15 protein-coding genes are annotated in these 21,877 nt (G+C 53.6%); 9 read left to right on the top strand and 6 right to left on the bottom strand.

Annotated features, from left to right (window positions below; translation table 11 throughout):
* Window positions 1-133 precede the first annotated feature (133 nt).
* Both KOI40_RS01025 and thiI read right to left on the bottom strand, forming a co-directional pair.
* Window positions 134-2,650, bottom strand: a complete 2,517-nt coding sequence (locus KOI40_RS01025; protein WP_216095551.1) for an EAL domain-containing protein — start codon at window positions 2,648-2,650, stop codon at window positions 134-136.
* Between the two features lie 143 nt (window positions 2,651-2,793).
* Window positions 2,794-4,251 carry a tRNA uracil 4-sulfurtransferase ThiI gene (gene thiI, locus KOI40_RS01030; RefSeq protein ID WP_216095552.1) on the bottom strand — a complete coding sequence of 486 codons (1,458 nt, stop codon included), beginning with the start codon at window positions 4,249-4,251 and terminating at the stop codon, window positions 2,794-2,796.
* A gap of 589 nt (window positions 4,252-4,840) precedes the next feature.
* On the opposite strand from thiI, the gene glnA reads away from it, so the two are divergent.
* The 4 genes from glnA (at window position 4,841) to glnG (ending at window position 9,982) form a co-directional block, all read left to right on the top strand.
* A complete protein-coding gene (glnA, locus tag KOI40_RS01035) occupies window positions 4,841-6,247 on the top strand; it encodes a glutamate--ammonia ligase (RefSeq protein ID WP_216095554.1) in 1,407 nt (468 codons plus the stop codon).
* Window positions 6,248-6,557: 310 nt separating this feature from the next.
* Entirely contained in the window at window positions 6,558-7,082 is a 525-nt protein-coding gene (locus KOI40_RS01040) for a DUF4124 domain-containing protein (RefSeq protein WP_216095555.1), read from the top strand.
* A 403-nt stretch (window positions 7,083-7,485) separates the two neighbouring features.
* Window positions 7,486-8,559, top strand: a complete 1,074-nt coding sequence (gene glnL / locus KOI40_RS01045) for a nitrogen regulation protein NR(II) (RefSeq protein WP_216095557.1) — start codon at window positions 7,486-7,488, stop codon at window positions 8,557-8,559.
* Window positions 8,549-9,982: a nitrogen regulation protein NR(I) gene (glnG, locus tag KOI40_RS01050; RefSeq protein WP_216095558.1), complete on the top strand. Its 1,434-nt coding sequence runs from the start codon at window positions 8,549-8,551 to the stop codon at window positions 9,980-9,982. The genes glnL and glnG overlap by 11 nt, the downstream gene beginning before the upstream one ends.
* Here the strand turns inward: glnG and KOI40_RS01055 are convergent.
* Window positions 9,979-11,211, bottom strand: a complete 1,233-nt coding sequence (locus tag KOI40_RS01055) for a tetratricopeptide repeat protein (RefSeq protein WP_216095560.1) — start codon at window positions 11,209-11,211, stop codon at window positions 9,979-9,981. The two genes, glnG and KOI40_RS01055, sit on opposite strands and share 4 nt — an antisense overlap.
* 207 nt (window positions 11,212-11,418) lie before the next feature.
* Between KOI40_RS01055 and KOI40_RS01060 the strand changes: the two genes are divergently transcribed.
* Window positions 11,419-13,044, top strand: a complete 1,626-nt coding sequence (locus KOI40_RS01060; protein ID WP_216095561.1) for a peptide MFS transporter — start codon at window positions 11,419-11,421, stop codon at window positions 13,042-13,044.
* A 123-nt stretch (window positions 13,045-13,167) separates the two neighbouring features.
* Entirely contained in the window at window positions 13,168-13,650 is a 483-nt protein-coding gene (locus tag KOI40_RS01065) for a GFA family protein (protein WP_216095562.1), read from the top strand.
* A 192-nt stretch (window positions 13,651-13,842) separates the two neighbouring features.
* Here the strand turns inward: KOI40_RS01065 and KOI40_RS01070 are convergent, their stop codons facing one another.
* On the bottom strand, window positions 13,843-15,393 hold the full coding sequence (locus KOI40_RS01070; protein ID WP_233709863.1) for an arylsulfatase: 1,551 nt from the start codon (window positions 15,391-15,393) through the stop codon (window positions 13,843-13,845).
* A 171-nt stretch (window positions 15,394-15,564) separates the two neighbouring features.
* Between KOI40_RS01070 and KOI40_RS18800 the strand changes: the two genes are divergently transcribed.
* The 3 genes from KOI40_RS18800 to KOI40_RS01085 all read left to right on the top strand — a co-directional run bounded on the left by KOI40_RS18800 (window position 15,565) and on the right by KOI40_RS01085 (window position 19,234).
* Complete coding sequence (locus tag KOI40_RS18800; protein WP_369413127.1) at window positions 15,565-16,170, top strand: tautomerase family protein; 606 nt, start codon at window positions 15,565-15,567, stop codon at window positions 16,168-16,170.
* Entirely contained in the window at window positions 16,171-17,613 is a 1,443-nt protein-coding gene (gene cls, locus KOI40_RS01080) for a cardiolipin synthase (RefSeq protein ID WP_369413128.1), read from the top strand.
* Window positions 17,614-17,851: 238 nt separating this feature from the next.
* Window positions 17,852-19,234, top strand: a complete 1,383-nt coding sequence (locus KOI40_RS01085) for an amidohydrolase (RefSeq protein ID WP_216095564.1) — start codon at window positions 17,852-17,854, stop codon at window positions 19,232-19,234.
* 97 nt (window positions 19,235-19,331) lie between these two features.
* Here KOI40_RS01085 and KOI40_RS01090 read toward each other — a convergent pair whose 3' ends face one another.
* The gene (locus tag KOI40_RS01090) at window positions 19,332-20,561 is read right to left on the bottom strand and encodes an MFS transporter (RefSeq protein ID WP_216095566.1); all 1,230 of its coding nucleotides are present in this window, start codon (window positions 20,559-20,561) and stop codon (window positions 19,332-19,334) included.
* An 89-nt stretch (window positions 20,562-20,650) separates the two neighbouring features.
* Complete coding sequence (locus KOI40_RS01095; protein WP_216095567.1) at window positions 20,651-21,862, bottom strand: serine hydrolase domain-containing protein; 1,212 nt, start codon at window positions 21,860-21,862, stop codon at window positions 20,651-20,653.
* Window positions 21,863-21,877 lie beyond the last annotated feature (15 nt).

Raw genomic sequence — 21,877 nt, forward strand, 5'->3', positions numbered from 1 at the left:
TGAACAGGCGACGATAAAATAACCAGCGGAAAATAAAACCGGCCAGCGGGCAATAAAGCTCAGGCAATCGGAACGCTTCTTTTTAGTGCATCAGAGCCCCCCACCCGGAAAACACCAAGGGGACCGTAACGCCTCAGACAGACAGAGACACATCAAAACCGGGCGAGGTCAGGAAATGCATGACGTTATCCGCCGGCATGGGCCTGGCCAGCAGATACCCCTGCCCTTCATCACAGCCATGCTGCAACAGGATCTCAAACTGCTCCTGCTCCTCGACACCCTCCGCCACGGTCTGCAGCGACAACTTGTGACACAACTCCAGCACCGACAGCACAATCGCCCGGGATTCTTCATGATCCTGCAACCGCTGCACAAAACTGCGGTCAATTTTTACCGTATCGATGGGCAGACTGCGCAGGAACGTCAACGACGAGTACCCTGTGCCAAAATCATCCAGACTGATCTTCACCCCCGCTGTGCGAAGGGCATAGAGGTGCTGCCGAACCAGCACTTCATCGATCAGAATACTGGTTTCGGTCAGCTCCACTTCGAGGCGAGTCAGCGGGACATCAAACTGCTCTGCCAGTGAGATCAGATGCTCGGCAAAGTTTTCCTGAGCCATCTGGCGGGCGGAAATATTGATGGCAATGCGAATGCCTTTCGGCAAGCTATCCCGCCACTCGTGGATCTGATGCAGGGTTTCCGCCATCATCCAGTGGCCAATGTCGTGGATCAGCTGGGACTCTTCCGCCAGAGGAATAAAGTCTGCCGGTGAGATCAGCCCCTTGGTTGGACTGTGCCAGCGAATGAGTGCTTCGAATCCGGTAATTTTCAGCGTTTTCAGATCCACCTTCGGCTGGTAGTGCACTTCGAATTCATTGCGCTGCAAGCCTCCGGCAATGCTCTGCTCCATCTCCAGACGCTCGTGCACCTGGGCATTGATGCTCTCGGTAAACAGATAGTATTTGTTTTTACCCAGACCTTTGGCCTCGTACATCGCCATATCCGCATGCCGCAGCAGCGTGTCGGCATCTTCGCCATCGCCAGGAAACAGCGCCACACCAACACTGGCGCCAACCGTCACCACGCTACCGTCAATCATCAGCGGCTCGTTGATGTCCACGATCAGACGCTCGGCCACCAGGGCGGCTTCACGGGCGTCATGCACATTGTTGAGAATGGCGTTGAACTCATCTCCCCCCCGGCGACTGATCACCTGCTCCAGGCCGGCCTCCTGACTGCCGTCGGCCAGTACATCACTGCTGCGAAGGCGACGCTGCAGACGCTTGCCCACCTGAACCAGCAACTCATCACCGGCCGCGTGCCCCAGGCGATCATTCACCTTTTTGAAATCATCCAGATCAATAAACAGCACCGCCAGCTGCTTGCCACTGCGACTGACCTCTTCAATCATGCTGCTGAGGGTGGCTCGCAAGGTGGTGCGATTGGGCAATTCGGTCAGCGGATCAAAATACGCCAACTGGGCGATTTGCCGGCCGGAGTCTTCCAGCTGCTGCCCCATCACCCGAAACGCATCCGCCAGTTCCCCCAGTTCATCCTCACCGGTGATTTCGATATCCGGCCGATACTCACCCCGTGAGATTTTACGGGTCGCCTGAATCAGCATTTCGATCGGTTTCAGGATCACCCCGAACACACGCAGGTAAAAAAACAATCCGGATAACGCAATGACCAATGCCGCCGCTGGCAGCAGGACCGCCAGCAGCGAGAGACTGTTGTTGGTAATCGCCCGCTGGTCGATCAGCGAGCCCAGCCAAAGATCGTGGGCCACACGTTGCATACTCAGACGGTAGGGAACACCGGCGTCGGTCATATCCACAAAGTGAGGATTGCCGACATCGTCCCCGTCAGAATCGCCGGCCGCCATGACCTCTCCTACAGAGATCGATTCAACCTCCGCTGACTGAAAACCGGCATCGGCGAGATTAAAGGCTTTGGCCATTCCTTCAGGAAGAGACAAGAAAGGAATTTCCCGGGACTTCACCAGCAAATCGCCTTCATTGTCACTAAAAAACAAATGCGTGACGGAACCGTCGCTCTCATCCACCATTCGCTTGAATGTATCGAGCCCGCTGACCGCAGCGATATAGCCCAGCACTGCCCCCGGTTCTGTACGTGAGTAGACCGGAGCAATGGATACCAGCCTGCGCTCCCCACTGGAATCGGTCTGAAAACGGCGAATAAGCCCGACCTCTGACACATAGCGGCTGCCCAGCAGCGCCTGCACGTCAAGGCGAGTCGTCATGGCCGGAGCATAAGCGGGTGAATGGAGAATGTAGTCCCCCAACTGATCAAACAGAATCACCTGCCCAACACCGTTATTGAGCCGCTGGAAATTGTCAAAGCTCGATTGCATGGTGTTCAGACCGACACTGCTATCGGCATCGACCCCGCGCTCCACCTGGGAAATCAACGCAGTGTTTTCCGACAACTGCTTGAGCGATGCGGAAATCCGCACCAGCTCGGCACGAGCACCAATAATCAGCTGACTGGCTATACTGCGCTGGTAGCTCTGCGCCTCGCCCTGTAATTTGCTTTCGAACAGCCAAAAGGTGGCCCCGCCCAGCACCCCCACAGAGAGCAGCAGCAAACCCAATAATGTCACCAGCAATTTGGCTCTTAAGCCCATATAGCCGCTCTTAATTCCATGCCGCCATTAAATCCATGTTCTATGCTAATCGATTCAGCAATGTATCTATATCCTTAGATACAATATGCGCCATTGGCAAATTTTCACGCCATCAGCGCATCATTTAGTAGGCGACTCTGGCGTTACTCTTCCGGGCGGTAGACACCCAGATTATGGTATCCGGCGTCCATCAGGTTGGCTGCATGTAACTGACTCATAACGCCTTTTTCGCAATAGAGCAGGTAGGTGCGGGATTTATCCAGCCCGGCAAACTCAGTGCTGAGCCTGTAAAAAGGAATTTTCAGAATTTCAACATCTTCGAGATTCAGCGGACGCAGCTCCTCCTCATCCGGATGGCGCACATCAATCACCACCTGAGCCGCCGGCACCTCGTGCTGCACCGCTACCTGAACCTCCTGATCCAGATCTTCTACCACCTTGTCGATGTGCACAGTGCGGCGCTCATTGATGGCCGCCTCCAGTACGGCAAAATCGAAGTTGCTCTCTTCATGTGCCACCCGCTCCTCCTGAGCGCGAGTGGTCGGCTTGCGGGAAATCACACCGCAGTACTCCGGCATGGCGGCGGCAAACTCCTCGGTGCCAATACGACGCGCCACATCGATGATTTCGCCCTTATCCATGGCAATCAGGGGGCGCAACACCAGAGTATCGGTCACACTGTCGATCACAGACAGGTTGGTCAGTGTCTGGCTCGACACCTGACCGATGGCTTCACCGGTAACCAGCGCCTGAATCTCCATCTCTTCAGCAACTTTGGTAGCCGCACGCAACATCATGCGCTTGAGCACAACGCCCATCTGCGAGTTGTCCACTTTTTGCAGAATTTCAGACACCACATCCTCAAACGGCACGGTGACGAACATCACCCGGTGGGAGGCGCCAAACTTCTTCCACAAGTAGTAGGCTACTTCTTTCACCCCCACCTCATGGGCGCGGCCGCCGAGGTTAAAAAAACAGTAATGGGTGCGAATGCCCCGCTTGATGGTGAGGTAGCTGGAAACGGTGGAATCAAAACCGCCCGAAACCAGCGACAACACAGGCTCCTGACTGCCCAGGGGAAAACCGCCCAACCCCTGAGTCTGGCGCTCAATGACGTGTAACTGATCGCGCTTGATTTCCAGCCGCACGGTAACTTCCGGATTCTTCAGCTTCACCCCCTTGGCCTGGGTGTGCTGATTCAGCCCACCCCCCACATAGCGTTCCACTTCCGTGGACGTGAAATCGTGGTCGCCGTTGCGCTTCACCCGAACACAAAACGTCTTATCCTCGAGCGCATCCGCCCAGATACCCTTGGTCTTCTGGAAGATGTCCTCGAGATCTCCCAGGGGGTAGGTCTGAACCTGAGAGAAGTAGGCAATTCCCGGCGTATGCGACAGAATCTCTGCCACCTGGGCAATGGCCGCCGGCTCTTCTGTCTCGGCAAAGACATCAATCTTGTCCCAGTCACGGGTCACCTGAAGCGGAAAATTCAGCTCCCGAAACAGCTCTTTCAGGTTTTCGCGCAGATGCTTGATAAACCGCTTGCGCACCGGCGGACTTTTGATGGTGATTTCTGGGAAGAGCTTGACGATAAAATGCATGGATTTGACCCATTATTGCCTGTGATTGAAACCCGCACGCCGCATAAGACGTGAAAGCAGGTCTTAAGAACCTGTGTAAGCACTTGAGTTGTACTTGAGGAATCTTAGCGCTGTTCATAAAGCGGAAACCTATCGTGGAAACCGCCGGGGCGCGCGATTATAAATCAACCACCGCCAGCAAACACCCGCCGGGCGCCATTTGCTCCAAATAACGGCTCAAGTTTCACTCAATTCCACCACCACAAACCATGATCAGGACGACACGCACCACATGAGAGCACAGCAAAAATACATGCACCACAATGATGCATATCAATTATTGACATTCCTTACCATATCGACGGAAAAAGCCTGAAATAGCGACTTAAACCGCTTATTTTCGTGCTGGCATACAATTTGCCCTGTTATCGATCACTCTCTCTTGCGTCGCGACAACAAAACGTGAAGAATGCGTGACTGACTTCCCGCATAGCTCACAGCAAGTCGGGCGCAAGGAAGGCTTTATTTCAACACTTTAGTAAATTCGTAGATAAAATTCGTATTGCTAGGGTCAAATTTGTCTTGGCTAGGCCATTTTGGAGGCATCCACATGTCAGAGAACACTCTGAATCTGATCAAAGAAAGCGAAGCGCGTTGGGTTGATCTGCGTTTCACAGACACCAAAGGTAAAGAACAACACGTCACCATCCCTGCCCGCACTGTTGATGAAGAATTCTTTGAAAACGGACAAATGTTCGACGGTTCTTCTATCTCTGGCTGGAAAGGCATTAACGAGTCCGACATGATTCTGATGCCAGATGACTCTGCATCTGTGCTGGACCCTTTCACTGACGAACCAACTGTTATCGTCCGCTGTGACATTGTTGAGCCTGCTACCATGCAAGGCTACGAGCGTGACCCTCGCTCTGTTGCCAAGCGCGCAGAAGACTACCTGAAGTCTACCGGACTGGGCGACACCGCTTTCTTTGGTCCAGAGCCTGAGTTTTTCATCTTTGACGACATCAAATGGGGCCAGGACATGTCCGGCTCTTTCGTTAAAATCAACTCTGAAGAAGCTGCCTGGGCAACTGCTGCTGACTTTGCCGATGGCAACATGGGTCACCGTCCACGCGTAAAAGGCGGTTACTTCCCGGTTCCTCCAGTCGACAGCCTGCACGACATCCGCTCTGCCATGTGTAACGCCATGGAGCAAATGGGTCTGGACGTTGAAGTACACCACCACGAAGTGGCCAACGCCGGTCAGTGTGAAATCGGTGTATCTTTCAACACCCTGGTGAAGAAAGCTGACGAAGTTCAAATCCTGAAGTACTGTGTACACAACGTTGCTCACGCTTACGGCAAGACTGCTACCTTTATGCCTAAGCCAATGGTTGGCGACAACGGTTCCGGCATGCACGTTCACCAGTCTTTCTGGAAAGACGGCACCAACCAGTTCGCTGGCGACGGCTACGCTGGCCTGTCCGAGACTGCCCTGTACTACATCGGTGGTGTGATCAAGCACGCTAAAGCGCTGAACGCGTTCACCAACCCAGGTACCAACTCTTACAAGCGTCTGATCCCTGGCTTCGAAGCTCCTGTTATGCTGGCTTACTCTGCCCGTAACCGCTCTGCTTCTCTGCGTATTCCTTACGTTTCTTCTCCTAAGGCTGTACGTGTTGAGGCTCGCTTCCCTGACCCAATCGCCAACCCATACCTGTGTTTCGCAGCACTGCTGATGGCTGGCCTGGACGGCGTCAAGAACAAGATCCACCCTGGCGATGCAGCGGATAAAGATCTGTACGACCTGCCTGCTGAAGAAGCTGCCGAGATCCCACAAGTATGTGGCTCTCTGCGCGAAGCTCTGAGCAGCCTGGATGCAGACCGTGAGTTCCTGACTGCCGGCGGTGTATTCACCGACGACATGATCGACGCTTACATCGAGCTGAAGATGGAAGACGTTTACCGCGTTGAGCACACCACTCACCCGGTAGAATTCGACCTGTACTACTCTGTATAAGTACTGATCGATCTTTCAGAAAAAGGCCGCTTTTGCGGCCTTTTTTTGCTTGTGGGAACTATGATTCTGCCGGGTGAGCGCTGTGCATGGCACACCGCCTGCATCTGGCCCGGTAGAATTCGACCTGTACTACTCTGTATAAGTACTGATCGATCTTTCAGAAAAGGCCGCTTTTGCGGCCTTTTTTTGTTTCTTCAGCACACCTCTAAAAGCTCACACCCCACGCGCCTGTCACTCGCCACACCAGCAAAAACCCGCTAATCTAAGCGACATGACCTTCACCGGTATCACTTTCGACACGGACAGCGATATGAAAATCACTTACGCAGTTTTGTTGTGCTTCACCCTGTTTGGCCTCGCCGCACACGCCGAAATTTATAAAACCGTGGATGAACATGGCAATACGGTTTATACCGACAATCCCGGCCACAATGACAAGGCCGAGCCAGTGGATCTGCCGGAGCTGAACACCCAGCCCCCAGTGCCCGTCAAGCTCCGTCCAGAGCCGAAAGAAGAACCGTCCTCGCTGCAGTATGAGGTGTATATCAACAGTCCCCAACCCGGTACTCAGGTACCAATGGGGCAATACGAAATCCCGGTCAGCCTGAGCGTGACCCCGGAACTTCAGGATGGCGACTATATTCAAATCCTGCTGAACGGCCAGCCCTTTGGACAAAACTTTTACACCACCAGCATGGTCCTGCGCGACGTCTACCGAGGCGAACATCAGCTTCAGGCTGTGATCCTCAATGGTTCAGGCATCGAGTTGGCCCGCTCAGACTCAGTAACCATTTATGTGCAACGCCCGTCCGTGCAACGTAAAAGTCCGCGCTAATCACAGCAGCGGAGATTTAAGAGGACTTAGGCGTCCCAATCTAGGCCATAAACAGCGCTTAGATTCGGGATTGCACCAAGATTGCACACAAATTCGTAGAGGCATCTGCCAACATCCCCCTTAAATCGCCGGATTTCACCGAAAAGGGGCGAGTGCGCTGTATTGGTTCGTTTCTTGCTAAATAAAACCTTAAAGATCTTGTCTGGGCAAATATCTGTTGGGGGATGCACCCCGAGTCAATAAGGTGCACACGGCAAGATCCCGGCGTTATTTCTCTGAAATTGATGACACTGGACCGGTTGCAACAGGCACCGATACGAACAAGGGACTGGCAGAGAACCCTGCAACCGGTCAGGGATCGCAGAAGACACAGAGAGCCTCGCGCCTCATATACGGAATACACATGCCATCAGAACAACCTTATAAAAGCATACTGGAGCATCTGAACGTCGCCGTGGTCTTTGTCGACACCAGCCTCCGTCTGAAGCACATCAACCCGGCTGCCGAGGTGCTGCTGGCGGTCAGCCAGGCAAAAGTTATTGGCACGTCGCTTCTGCACTATTTCCGGGAAGACGGCAGCTCCACAGAGACCCTGCGCAAGGCCATTATTGAAGAAAATCAGTTCACCAAGCGCCGCGCCCAGTGGCAACTCCACAATGGCGAACAACTGACCGTCGACTATACCGTCACGCCACTATCGAATCAGGACGGTGTCATCATTGAGATTGTTGCTCTCGACCGTCTGTTGCGCATCAGCCGGGAAGAGGCCCTGATCTCGTCCCAGGAGACCGTCCGCAATCTGGTGCGCAGCATGGCCCACGAAATCAAAAACCCTCTCGGAGGTATTCGCGGCGCGGCACAGCTGCTGGAAAGAGAGCTTCCCAACAGCGATCTGGAAGAGTTCACCACCATCATCATCGAAGAGGTGGATCGCCTGCGCAACCTGGTGGATCGCATGCTCGGTCCGCGCCAGCTGCCCCAATTTGCCCCCACCAACGCCCACGAGGTGCTGGAACGCATTGCCACCGTGATCAAGGCCGAGTGTGGCAGCGACATCCGCATTCGCCGGGACTACGACCCGAGCATTCCCGAATTCGAGGCCGATAAAGAAATGCTGATCCAGGCTCTGCTCAACATCGCCCGCAACGCCATGCAGGCCCTTCAGGAAGCTGATCTCAACGAACAGAGCATCATCACCCTGCGCACCCGCATTCAGCGACAATTTACCATTGGCCAGCAGCACCACCCTCTGGTGTGCCGGATTGATATTGAAGATAACGGCCCCGGTATACCGCAAGACATGCTGACCAATATTTTCTACCCGATGATTACCGGTCGTCCCGAGGGCACAGGTCTGGGACTGGCCATTTCGCAACATCTGATTCAACAACACCAGGGACTGGTCGAGTGTGACAGCCAGCCAGGAAAAACCACCTTCTCCATCTATATACCACTGGAACAAAATCATGCAGCCTAGCCGAACACCTTCTAACAATGTCTGGATCATTGATGATGACCGCTCCATCCGCTGGGTACTGGAGCGGGCGCTGCAACAGGAAGGCATTGCCTGCACCGCCTTTGAGAGCGGTGACCGGGCACTGAATGCCATGAAGACCAGCCGTCCGGACGCCGTGATTACCGACGTCCGCATGCCCGGCACCGACGGACTCTCCCTGCTGAAAATCCTCTCAGAAGACGTCCCCGGCATGCCGATTATTATCATGACGGCGCACTCCGATCTCGACAGCGCCGTCTCGGCCTATCAGGGCGGGGCCTTCGAATACCTGCCCAAACCCTTTGATGTGGATGAAGCGGTTGCCGTCATCAAGCGCGCCCTCATTCACGCTCAGGAACAACAACAGGAACACGTGCCCCCCGAGCCCGAAATGGCCACCGAGATCATCGGTGAAGCGCCCGCCATGCAGGAAGTCTTTCGCGCTATTGGCCGTCTGTCCCAATCCAACATCACCGTGCTGATTAACGGTGAATCCGGTACCGGTAAAGAGCTGGTGGCCCGCGCCCTGCACCGTCACAGCCCGCGCCGCAACAACACCTTTATCGCCCTGAACATGGCCGCCATCCCCCGCGACCTGATCGAGTCGGAATTGTTCGGCCATGAAAAAGGCGCCTTTACCGGTGCTGGCGGACAGCGTCAGGGACGTTTCGAACAGGCCAATGGCGGCACCCTGTTTCTCGATGAAATTGGCGATATGCCCGCCGAGACCCAGACCCGTCTGTTGCGGGTACTGGCTGACGGAGAGTTCTATCGGGTCGGTGGTCACACCCCGGTGAAAGTGGACGTGCGCATCATTGCCGCCACCCACCAGAACCTCGAAACCCTGGTGGAAGACAACCGCTTTCGGGAGGATTTGTTCCACCGCCTGAACGTTATCCGTATCCACATTCCCAAACTCTCCGACCGCCGTGAAGACGTGGCCAAGCTGGCACAGCACTTCTTCCACAAGGCTGCCAAAGAGCTGGAAGTGGAAACCAAGGTACTGCTGCCTGAGACCGAGAACTACCTCTGCAACCTGGACTGGCCTGGTAACGTTCGCCAACTGGAGAACACCTGTCGCTGGATTACCGTGATGGCGTCCGGTCGCGAAGTGCATCTGGAAGATCTGCCGCCGGAGCTGATGGAGAGCAAAGGTGAAGACAGCCCCTCCGGCGACTGGGAGAAAGCCCTGCGTCACTGGGCCGATCAGGCTCTGGCTCGCGGTCAGAACGACATCCTTTCGGAAGCCGTTCCCACGTTCGAAAAGGCCCTGATTGAAACCGCTCTCAAGCACACCGCGGGCCGCAAGCGCGACGCCGCCAACCTGCTGGGCTGGGGACGCAACACCCTGACCCGCAAGCTGAAAGAACTGGGCATGTCTGACGGCCCCGACGGGGACGATTAATCCCGCTCAAGGGTTGTGAGCTCACCCATGTGCTGTGGTGTGAGCTCCGCCAGCCATTTTTGGTACTGACGTTTCTGCGACTCGTCGCGAGCCAGCACTATGGCTTTCTGTAATTGCCTCTGCGCCTCCCCCTTCCTGCCCAGTGCGCTGTTGATCTGTGCGGCCAGCCCGTAAAAGCGTGAATCCTGATTGTGCCCCTCGATGGCGGCTGTAATGTTTTCCAGTGCGGAATCCAGCTTTTGGGAAGCAAACGCTTCACCGGCTTGAGAATAGCGATAATAAGGGTTTCTGGCACGGTATCGGGCAGCCAGCTGCTCGTAGTGCTGTGCCTGCTCCAAATCGCCCAGCTGCCGATACAGGCGCCCCAGATTACTGACGATCATCAAGTCCCCGGAATGCAACTGCAGTCCCTTTAAATAGGCGACTTCTGCTTCGCGGTAGTGTCCGCCCCTGCGGTACACCGTTCCCAGATTCCCCCACAAAAAAGAGACGTCCGGTTGCAGCGCCAGCGCTTCGCGTAACAGTAAAAAGGCCGCAGCCGGTTCCCCGTCAATCAGCGACTCCATCGCCAGATTGTTGTAATACTGAGCCACGGCGTACTCATCCGGCACCAGATCCTGATCATACTCCTCGCGGTAATTGCCCAGGTTGATGTCCACAATCCTGCGCTGCCTTCCCGCATTGACCACCACATTCATATGACGGTAATTGACCTGCGTGCGGGCACTTTGCATATCCCAGCTGGGGGGCACCTGCACCTCGTTAAATCTGACCTTGAGCCCCACTTCGCGCCCCAGAGCCACCATCAACAGGGAAAATGACAGACAATTGCCCTCCTGATAGTAAAAGGTCTCGGCGGCGCTGTAGGTTTTCATCGGATTGTAGCTGATGCCCAACAGCCCGCCGTGCAGCAAGGCCTGCAGCAGCTGTTGAAGCTTGCTAACGGGGGCGGATTCGGAAGACACATAGGCGTGAATAAAACGTTCCATATCGGCGTTGACCGCCAGCGGGTCCTCTGACAACAGAGTCTCTGCGGCACGCACTGCCTCGGGGTTGGCATCGGCCAGCAGCAGTTCGCTGTCGAGCAACCGCTGAACCTCGGCCTCAGGCACGGATGAAACGTCGGGATTTTGCAGCGTGCAGCCGCTGACAGACAACAGCATCAGCACACCGGCCACAACCGATACCCCGAACCTGCTTTGATCACCAAACACAAACCTGATCGTCATGACGCGGTCTGGACAGAAACCAGACCCTCCTCCACTGACGCGAACCTTGTATTTATTTTAGCCTTTATGACATCCTAAAGACCGTCAGATTGTGGAATAGCCATCAGGCCACTTATATCTGTTTCTCATACCGGACCTCGTAGCGGATACGCCTGCACGAGGCTGACACACACCATCAGGACGCCGCCCATAGGACATGACCCGCTTATGACCACCACCAGCCAGTCTGAATCCCTGCCCGCTGAAGAGTTCTTTGGCCACCCCAAGGGGCTGTATATCTGTTTTGCCACGGAATTGTGGGAGCGCTTTTCCTTCTACGGCATGAAGTTCCTGCTGTTGCTCTACCTCACCAAATACCACCTGTTTACCGATGCCGCCGGTTACGACGTGCTCGGCGCTTACGCCGGCCTGGTCTACGCCCTGCCGGTGATCGGCGGCCTGCTGGCCGACCGCTATCTGGGCATGCGCAAAGCCGTGGTGTTTGGCGCTGTCCTGCTGTGCTGTGGTCATTTGCTGATGGCCTACGAGGGTCAGGAAGCGATGTCCTTTGCTGCGGGATCGGTATTGAGCTCGTCCATCACCCTCAACGATGGCAGCGTGCTGGCGGCCGGAACCGAGCTCACCGAGGCCGTCATCATTCAGGACGTGATTGCGCTGGACTTTTTCTTTCTTGCCCTCGCACTGATCGCCGTGGGTGTGGGCTTTCTCAAACCCAACATCTCCACCATCGTCGGCCAGCTTTACGGCAAGGATGATCCCCGTCGCGATGGCGGCTTCACCATTTTCTATATGGGCATCAATATCGGCGCCTTCAGCGCCACCCTGCTGTGTGGCTGGCTCGGAGAGACCTACGGCTGGAACTACGGCTTTGGCGCTGCGGGTATCGGCATGCTGCTGGGGCTGGTGACCTTCCTCAAGGGACAAAAATACCTGATGGGGCTCGCCGAGCCGACCAATCCGGCCATCCTCAAACAGAGCGTTATTGGCCCCCTCAACCGTGAATGGGTTATTTACCTCTGCGGCCTGTTATCACTGGCCGTGGTGTGGCTGCTGCTGCAAAACGAACACGTCGTCCACCTGGGTCAAAATGTTCTGCTGACCATCGCCCTGATTGCCCTTCCCGCCTTCGCCTTGTTGAAAGGCAGCCGCGAAGAATTTCAGCGCACACTGGTACTGATGATTTTGATTGCCTCCTCCGTGGTCTTCTGGGCGCTGTTCGAACAATCCGCCGGCAGCATGACCCTCTACGCCGATCGCGTGGTAGACCGCAGCCTGTTCGGCAGCGAAGTGCGCGCCTCCATGTTTGGTTCACTCAATCCGTTCTTTATCATCACCTGTGCGCCACTCTTCGCCGCGCTGTGGATCTGGCTGGCCCGTCGCGGATGGGAACCGTCCACCCCGGTCAAATTCGGACTGGGGATTATTCAGGCCGGACTGGGGTTCGGCGCCATGGTCGTAGGGGCACAGTTCCTCGGCGAGGACGGCAAGGTCGCCATGGTCTGGTTGACGCTGGCCTACCTGCTGCACACCACCGGCGAGCTCTGCCTCTCACCCGTCGGTCTTTCGGCAGTCACCAAACTATCCATACGCCGCGTCGTCGGCGTCAGCATGGGTACCTGGTTTCTCGCCATGTCCCTGTCGGAAACCGTCGCCACCCGCCTCGGCAAAATGGCCTCCATCGACATCGCCGCCGGCGAAACTCAGGACGTGGCTCATGCGCTGGCGACCTATACCGAGCTGTATCAGTTTTTGATGTGGACAGGTATTGGAGTCGGTGTGTTTATGATTTTGATATCACCGTGGCTGAAAAAATGGATGTGCGGTGTGAGGTGATCGGTAGAGGCAGACTGTTTAGCTACCGGTAATAGATTTAAACACTTTGTGGTCAGGCGTAGTCACTATCGTTATATTGGGCTACTAAGCTGAAGACGCTGCCATGCAAATTAAGAGAAGACAATGAATCAAATTAATCCCGGACAACACTGCCATTGTGAATGCGGTAAGACTGAATTCACCATAACAGGCAAACCGCTGATGCGTATGTTCTGCCATTGCACAATCTGCCAGGAATTCAATGACGCTAATTTCGCTGATGTGACCATTTTTTTATCAAAAGACATTGAATTCGACCAGACTCAACATGTCGATTTCAAAAAATATAAGTCACCTCCAGCCGTTGACCGCGGCAAGTGTGGCTCATGCCATAAACCCATAATCGAGTTCCTAAACTTGCCGCTGTTTCCATCGCTTACCATTATTCCCAGTCAGAATATTGAAGCTGGAAGCAATTTGCCTGATGCTTGCGCCCATATTTTTTATCATCGCCGGGTCCAGGAAATAAATGACAACCTACCTAAATATTCAGGCTATGTTAGCAGCCAGGTTTTAATGACAAGAAAACTCTTATCCGGCATGTTAGAGAGAAAAAAACAGGCTTAACAAACAAGGGAAAAAATCCTTCGACCTACACTCACAACATCAAAAGCTGGACTTGTGACTTTCCTTCATTAGGACTCATCACCATCCATAAGTTTTTCTTGCCATAAAAATAAAAAACCCGAGTCTCACCATCAGGTCAGACTCGGGGCGGAGACTTATTTCAGCTTTTTACGTTGTAAACAGAACTGCAGCCTAGTGGGTTTTTCTCAGTTTCAAAATCTGTTCCTGAACCCCTTCAATGGTTTTACCCACATCGGCACTCATGCCCAACTGGCGGATCGGATAGTCTTTAAAAGTTTCCAAATGCTGTTGCGCAATATTAACGATCGGCGTGAGCACCCAGGCTTTGTGTTCCGCGTACTGTCGGTTGAGATCACCGGTTTGACGCTCAAACGGATCCATTCGCAGGTTGGTCACCATAGGCCGTCCCAAGTGCTGCAAAGGGCTGTCCCAATGATCACCCAGTTTGGCAGAAAAGGTCACTTTAAACTGCTTGTAACGAATCGCCGTTAGCACGGTTTCGTCATAATAAAAGATAAAGTCACGTGCGGATTCTTCACTCTTGCCAGAAAACAACGCCGTCTGATCAAACCCATCCAGATGCAACTTATAGTTGCGACCACCATAAGACGCACCTTTTTTCAACTTGCTGACCACATTCGGCTCGCCAGCGGCTGCAGCCAGTGTCGGGAAGAAGTCGGTCATATCGACGATGTCACTGCTGACACGTCCCGCTGGGGCACCCGGCCAGCGCACAATTGCCGGAACCCGAACGCCACCTTCCCAAGTGGTACCTTTGTCCCCCCGGAAAGGCGACGTGCCGCCTTCAGGCCACATGTACTGATAGGCACCGTTGTCGGTGGTGTAAATCACAATGGTGTTCTTATCAAGACCGGTTTCATGGAGCTTGTCGAGTATTTTGCCCACCTGCTCGTCATGTTCTTTCAGGCCATCGCCGTAGATATCCTCTCTGCCCGCGCGGGACTGCCCCTTGGACTCGTCTTTAAGATGAACAAACACGTGCATTCGGGTTGAGTTGTGCCACAGGAAAAACGGTTTTTTATCCTTGGCCCGTCGCTCAATAAAATCGATGGATTTGGCGGTCACTTCATCGTCAAAGGTTTCCATCCGCTCGGTGGTCAGCGGGCCTTCATCAATGGTGCGGCCATCAGCCGTGCCGGAAATAATGCCTCGAGGGTCGTATTTTTTACGGAAGTTCTGATTGGTGGGACGATCCGGGTCTTCCAGATCTTCATTCGCATTCAGATGGTAAAGGTTACCCCAATATTCATCGAAGCCATGTCGATGCGGCAGGTGCTCCTCGAGATCTCCCAGATGGTTTTTGCCATATTGAGCGGTCATATAACCGCGGGTCTTAAGTACTTCGGCCAAAGTGACGTCCTCTTTCTGCAAACCTGCAGGAGAACCGGGTGTACCCACCGTTGTCATCCCGGTGCGCACAGGGAGCTGACCGGTCAAGAAGGCCGCACGACCGGCCGTACAGCTGGGCTGGGCATAAAATGAAGTGAGCTTAAGCCCTTCGCTGGCAAGCTTATCGATATTGGGTGTTTTGACCCCCATAATATCGCCACCATAAGAGGATACGTTCATGTAACCGATATCGTCACCAAAGATCACCAAAATATTGGGTTTGTCTTCCTGAGCATAAACGGGTGCCTGACTGACCAGTCCCAGAATGAAAATCATTGTTGTGTAAATCGAAAACCGCTTTCGGTTGCCCATGCTTCTAACTCCCTTTTCTTGTTTATATCAACGATCCGGATCGGATGATTGTGACTGTGGTCGACACAAGGATAGTTCATAAACCACGCCTGTGTAGGCACATGTGAATAATTCAGATTCGGTCGGGCTATCGGTGAATTTTGCATCGTGATCTTGAGATGCCTTTACAGAGTGAAAAATGGACAATGCGATACTGACATCCTCTGCAAAGCTCAGTATTCACTTGATACGACTGACATATCTGGCATAGAAATACCTCAAGCATTAACATTAAAGACGCCAGTGAACCCGAATGCGGAAGTTCGATATCGAGACGACATGATTGTTGTATATGGTATTACCGACAAGTTGAATCCGATCAAAGCCCAGCTGTCAGACCTACTGCATGGCTGCATGCAGTCAGTGCTCGGCATGCCGGAAGACAAGCGTGCTCATCGCTTTGTGCCGCTTGACAGAGACAGCTTTTATTATCCGGCCGGGAGATCAGATGCCTATACTGTGATAGAAATCAACATGATGGCCAGACGCAGTCCGGAAACTCAAAAGAAGTTGATTAAATCAATATTTCGCGAACTGGAAAACAAGCTGTTACTCTCGTCAATAGACGTGGAAATTACGATAAAAGAACAGCAACCCTACCTGTGGGGATTCAGAGGCATGACCGGAGATGAGGCGAAAGACCTGCGCTACGAGGTTAACGTGTCATTACCAAAATGCCACATCTTCTGTTTTGTTTCGACCTTTAACATCCAGCTTCGCCAGACAACAAGGATCTAAGTGGATATAGCATTACTTGGCTTATTGCTGAACATGGCAATTGTGTTATCGCTGATCGTGCGGGTACTGACACGCCCTCATCGAGACCCGGCGTCCCGCATTGCCTGGATTGCGGTTATCGGGGCACTTCCGGTACTTGGAATTGTGGCCTATTTTCTGCTCGGTGAAACCAACATTGGCCACCGTCGCACTGCGCGCATGAAAGCCGTTATCCGCAACATGCCATCCAGCATGGTGGTGAGCGACAGCTATCATGAAAGTACCCTGTTCCATGTTCCCAAACGCTTTCAACTCTTGTTTCGCATTGGAAAATCTATCAATGGCTTTGATGTCACCGAGGGCAACTCGGCCCAGTTGATGGCCGACTCTAACGCCACCATTCGCGCAATGGAAGCTGACATAGACGCCGCCACAGACCATGTGCACTTGATGTTCTATATCTGGCTTCCCGACAATAACGGTTTGCGGATTGTCGATGCCCTGAAGCGCGCAGCGTCCAGGGGAGTCAGCTGTCGCGTTATGGCCGATGACATCGGCTCGCGTACCATGATTCGTTCGCGGCACTGGAAAGACATGAAACAGGCTGGGGTCTACGCGGTACGCGCCCTGTCGGTGAAAATTCCTCTGTTGCGATCTCTGATCGTGCGGGTGGATTTACGCAATCACCGCAAGATTCTGATCATCGATGGCAAGATTACTTACTGCGGCAGCCAGAATTGCGCGGATCCTGAATTTCTGGTGAAAGCCAAATACGCCCCTTGGGTGGATATGATGGCCCGCTTTGAAGGGCCGGTTGTGCGACAAAATCAGTACCTGTTTGCCAGTGACTGGATGAGCCATACCGACGAAAACATCAACTCACTGCTCAGCCTGCCCGTTGAAACCCCAGCAGCCGGTTTTCCAGCTCAGATTATTGGCACCGGGCCCACCGTGCGCTACTCAGCCATGCCAGAGCTGTTTGGTTCTCTGTTTCACGCGGCCCGTGAAGAATTGATCATCACCACGCCTTATTATGTACCCAACGAATCCATGCAAAGTGCCCTCTGCTCTGCGGCCTGGCGGGGTATTAAAACCACCATAATATTCCCCGCAAAAAATGATTCGTGGATGGTCGCCGGCGCGAGCCGCAGCTACTACCGGGATTTGCTCAAAGCCGGTGTGGAAATATTTGAATACGAAGGCGGCCTGCTACACACCAAGTCTGTCACGATTGATGGCGAAGTCAGCCTGATAGGATCCGCCAATATGGACCGACGCAGCTTTGAATTGAATTATGAAAATAACATGTTACTTTACAGCCCTGAATTGACGGCGGATATCCGAATACGACAGCAGGAATATCTGTCGCAATCAAAACCTGTTACGCTGGAAACGGTCGATAGCTGGTCGTTGGGCACTCGATTATTGAACAACACTCTGGCCACGCTGGGACCGGTTTTGTGAGTAAAAATCACAACAAGGTGCCCGTATTGCTCAGGTTTCCTTTTGGTGACATCACCTGCCGCACCGGCAGTTTATTGCAAACCATTCAGACCCGGACACAAACTGGCGTTAAGAAACCGGATGAGACTTCACTTTCGAAGCAGGCTTGCTCCGTCAAGTTTTTCGCTTGAACAGGCCAACCTGAATTCATCAGGTTCATCTGTCTGGCTTCTCCCCTGCAGACAACCGAGGACATAACATGGGAACTGTATTCCGATCATTCAACCAGTCACTGTTAGCCATCTCCATTTCCCTGTTGTGCTTACCGTTAGCCGCCAAAGAGCCAGCGATGCCTGCAAGCGGATTGCCCATAGAGCTGGTGAATAAAATAACCGCCACGGTCGACCGCGACACAGCTCGCCTGCAGACCATTTTTAAAGACCTTCACCAACATCCCGAACTGGGTTTTATGGAAACCCGCACCGCTGGCATTGTCGCCAATGAACTGAAAAAGCTGGGTTATGAGGTCAAAACCGGAATAGGCAAAACCGGGGTGGTGGGAATTCTCAAAAATGGCAATGGCCCCACCGTGATGTACCGCGCCGACATGGATGCCAACTCGGTAGAAGAAGCCACCGGTCTGCCATACGCCAGCAAAGTGCGAGTCACTTTACCCGACGGCACCGAGACACCTGTTGCCCATATGTGTGGACACGATGCACACACAACCTGGTTAATCTCGCTGGCGAAGACCATGGCCACCTTCAAAGATCAATGGAGCGGTACGCTGGTACTCGTGGCTCAACCCGCCGAAGAGCTCATCGAGGGTGCCACCGCCATGGTAAACGACGGAATGTTCACCCAACATAACGTCCCCAAACCGGAATACCTGCTTGGCCTGCATACGGCTCCATTGCCCACCGGCGTTATCATTGGCAGTGGCGGGCTTTTGCAAGCAGGTACTGAACAGCTGGATGTCACCTTTCACGGCTTGGGTGGTCACGGCTCATCACCCCATCTAACCAAGGACCCCGTTCTTATGGGCGCTTATGCCGTGACCCAATACCAGTCGATTATTTCCCGGGTTCTGGATCCGCGGGACGTGGGCGTTATCACTGTCGGTGCGTTTCAGGCCGGCGCAACCAATAACGTCATTCCTGAAGAGGCAACGCTTAAACTCAACTTCCGTTTTTTCGATGAGAGCACTCACGAGACTCTCTATGAAGGTGTCGAGGCCATCAGTAATGGGATCGCCAGAACCTATGGCATGCCGGAAGACAAGCTGCCGACCATTATCCGAAAAGGCTACTCCTCACCGCTGGTCAATGATCAGTCTCTTATCGATCAATTAAACCGTGCGCTGATGAATTCAAACCTTGTCGCTGAAAAAAGCCTGATCACCCGGGTCCGGCCCATTACCGGCTCCGAAGATGTTCACATGCTGGTGCAAAATATGGAAGGCGTAAAACTGGGCTATTCAGCGGTCGGCGTAGCAGAGCCTAAGCTGTATAAGGCCGCGAAAGCGAAAGGACTGGAACAGCCCTTTTCTAATCACAGCCCATACTATCGAGTCGATCTCAATGCCATTCCCTTTGGCGCGAAAGTGGCAGCCATCATGACGATGGAGCTGTTAAACAACTGAGGATCAATTAACCATTTCAGGCGTATGGACGGCGATGATTCAAATGAAACTCAGTGGACATCGTATCCGATAAAGTAACGTCTATATGACTGGCATATCATTTATCGCTATGTCCTTCGGACAATCCAAGGTTCTGCCCCCGGTTTAAAGCTGAACTTCGGGGTGTTTTAAGCTGGCTTAAAACAATTAACCCCAAGCAAGCTATAGCCCCTATCCCGCCAACCACATTGACCACTGATAACCCGTGCGACTCCAGTAACCATGACGCAATGGCTGGACCAACAGAAAAGCCCCCCCAGACAAACACATTACTGATAACGATACCTTTTCCTGAGTGATCGATATCCGCCAGCAAACCCAACAGGTAGGGAATCAACAGGTTCCAGGCAAAATTGAACAGTGAAATCGCCACCAGATAGCGACTGAACGGGATCACATCCACCAGCACACTGATGGCCCACAACTGCGCAATCAGATTAAGGCCAATGGGCAACAGACGACCAAACCGAACCCCCAGTATTACCGGTACAGACGCGCCTGCAATGGCCGCCAGGTTGGAAATACTCAGCGCCATACCGATATCTTCTGTCGTAAAGCCGGAATGATCACCGATCCGTTCAACATAAGTCCACACGGCACCCTGGGTTGCAAAGAAACAGCCTAAGGCCAGCAACACCACACAGGCCCGCCAGGGAATCCGCACGCCGTTGTTACTGTCAACGCCACCGTCGGCATGGTCAGAGGGTATGTGCGAGATACCTGTCATGACCAGCAGAGCGAACACAATCAACAGCACATAGGCGGCATTCACTCCCCAGAGAACCATCAGGTAGGGCAAGGCCCAAACCGCTACTGCGGCGAAGATGACCTCTGCACCGATAATAATGCCGAAGGCACGATCAGGCTGAGATGTTTGGGCAATGGCCACCCAGGCCAAAGCCGTCAAGGTCCCCGCGCAGAAACCTGTCAGCAGGCGCACGATCGCAAACAGTGAGAAATCCTGAATGCCCAGAGTCAGCAGATTGCCAATCAACATGCCGGACAATGCCAGCATCGCCACCTTGCGCCAATTGATACGATGCAGCCAATACAGGCCCACCAACCCCGCCACTGCCAGACCACACATTTCCAGGGCCGACAGATAACCCGCTTGCGACTCGCTGAAGCCACGGCTTTCCACCCAACCCGACACCAGCATGGGAATGATGAGAATGATTGAGTCACCCAACACCCCCATAGCGATCAGAGTGGGCAGCGTAAAGCGTGTCCGCCGATTACCCGGCTCTGCCAAAGACAGAGTGTTATTGGTGCTCAATTCACTGCTCAAAAATATTCTCCTGCAAGTTGAGAATTACTAATAAAGAACATCATCGGTTTTTTCACCAAGGACTCTCTGTTTACACGTTACTGCAGCCGCTAGCGTACTGCTGTCAGAATGGCGGCATTCAGCTGCTGCCAAGCAGCGAACAATAACGCATCATCCTGCACCGGGTAGGAGCCGTATCCCAGAATCATCAACTCCTGTCGCTGGTCGTACCAGACCGTCTGGCCGTGAATGCCGAGCATGGCATACTGCTGCTGTTCGGGACTCAACACCCAGAATTGGTTACGGTATTGGGCACCGGGAAAGTACGCAGCATCCGCACTCTTGGCAAAGGCCTCTTTTGAACTCTCTCGTACAGTGAGGGTATCGGCAATAAATTCCGGCGGTAACACCTGTTCTCCGAGAAGGTTCTTGCCGCCGTTGATCATCAACAATGCCCAGCGAGCGAAGTCTCGCAGCCTCAGGCTCAACTGGCCTTCCGCAATCGCCACGCCAAAATCGTCGGTGTTGAACCAGGCTTGCGCTTCTGCACCAATTCGGCAATAAATTTTTTCTTCCAGCACGTCCAGGAAGTCACGGTCATAGGCCACAGAAATCACCATGCCGAGGACATTGGTCAGGGGTGAGGTGTAACAGAACTGTGCACCAGGCTCACTGCTGCGAGAAGTCATATGTTGCAACATCCAGGCTTTATGGCCAATGCGTGCCTCACTCAACTCGCCAGCGTAGCCTACCGCCTGGGCATAACTGAAATAGGGACAGTTCGGGTCGGCGTAGTCTTCGGAATACTCAATACCGGTGGCCATATCCAACACATGCTGCAGGGTCACCCCCTGCCAGGCCGGCAATATCCTTAACTCCGGAATATACTCGGCCACTTCAATATCAGGCGAGACCTTGTTTTCCGCTATGGCGATACCCACCAGCATGGCGATCAGTGACTTGGTGGTGGAATGCTGGACGTGATGATCTTCGGGACGCATGCCATTGCGATAGGATTCATGCAGAACCTGCCCCCGATGAACAACCATACAAGCATCATTAAACAGACGACGATTCAGAAAGTCATTCGCTGCCATCGGCTTACCAGTCAGGGGATCGTGCAGAGGCAAAGCTTCCAGATCCAGGGGTAGCTCCGCACGGGGCAAATCGATCGTTTGACCGGGTTGCAGATAGCGAACCGGCATCATCTTGTCCATATGCCTCTGACTCAGGGCAAGATGGGATGGATGATCCCAATTGGAGCTGTTGATGCCCCAGTTGGAATCGATTTCCCCTTTATTGGGCGTATTCTTAAAAGTCATGACCTTGATTATCTC

The organism is Pseudomaricurvus albidus (assembly GCF_018863235.1).
Lineage (GTDB): Bacteria > Pseudomonadota > Gammaproteobacteria > Pseudomonadales > Cellvibrionaceae > Pseudomaricurvus > Pseudomaricurvus albidus.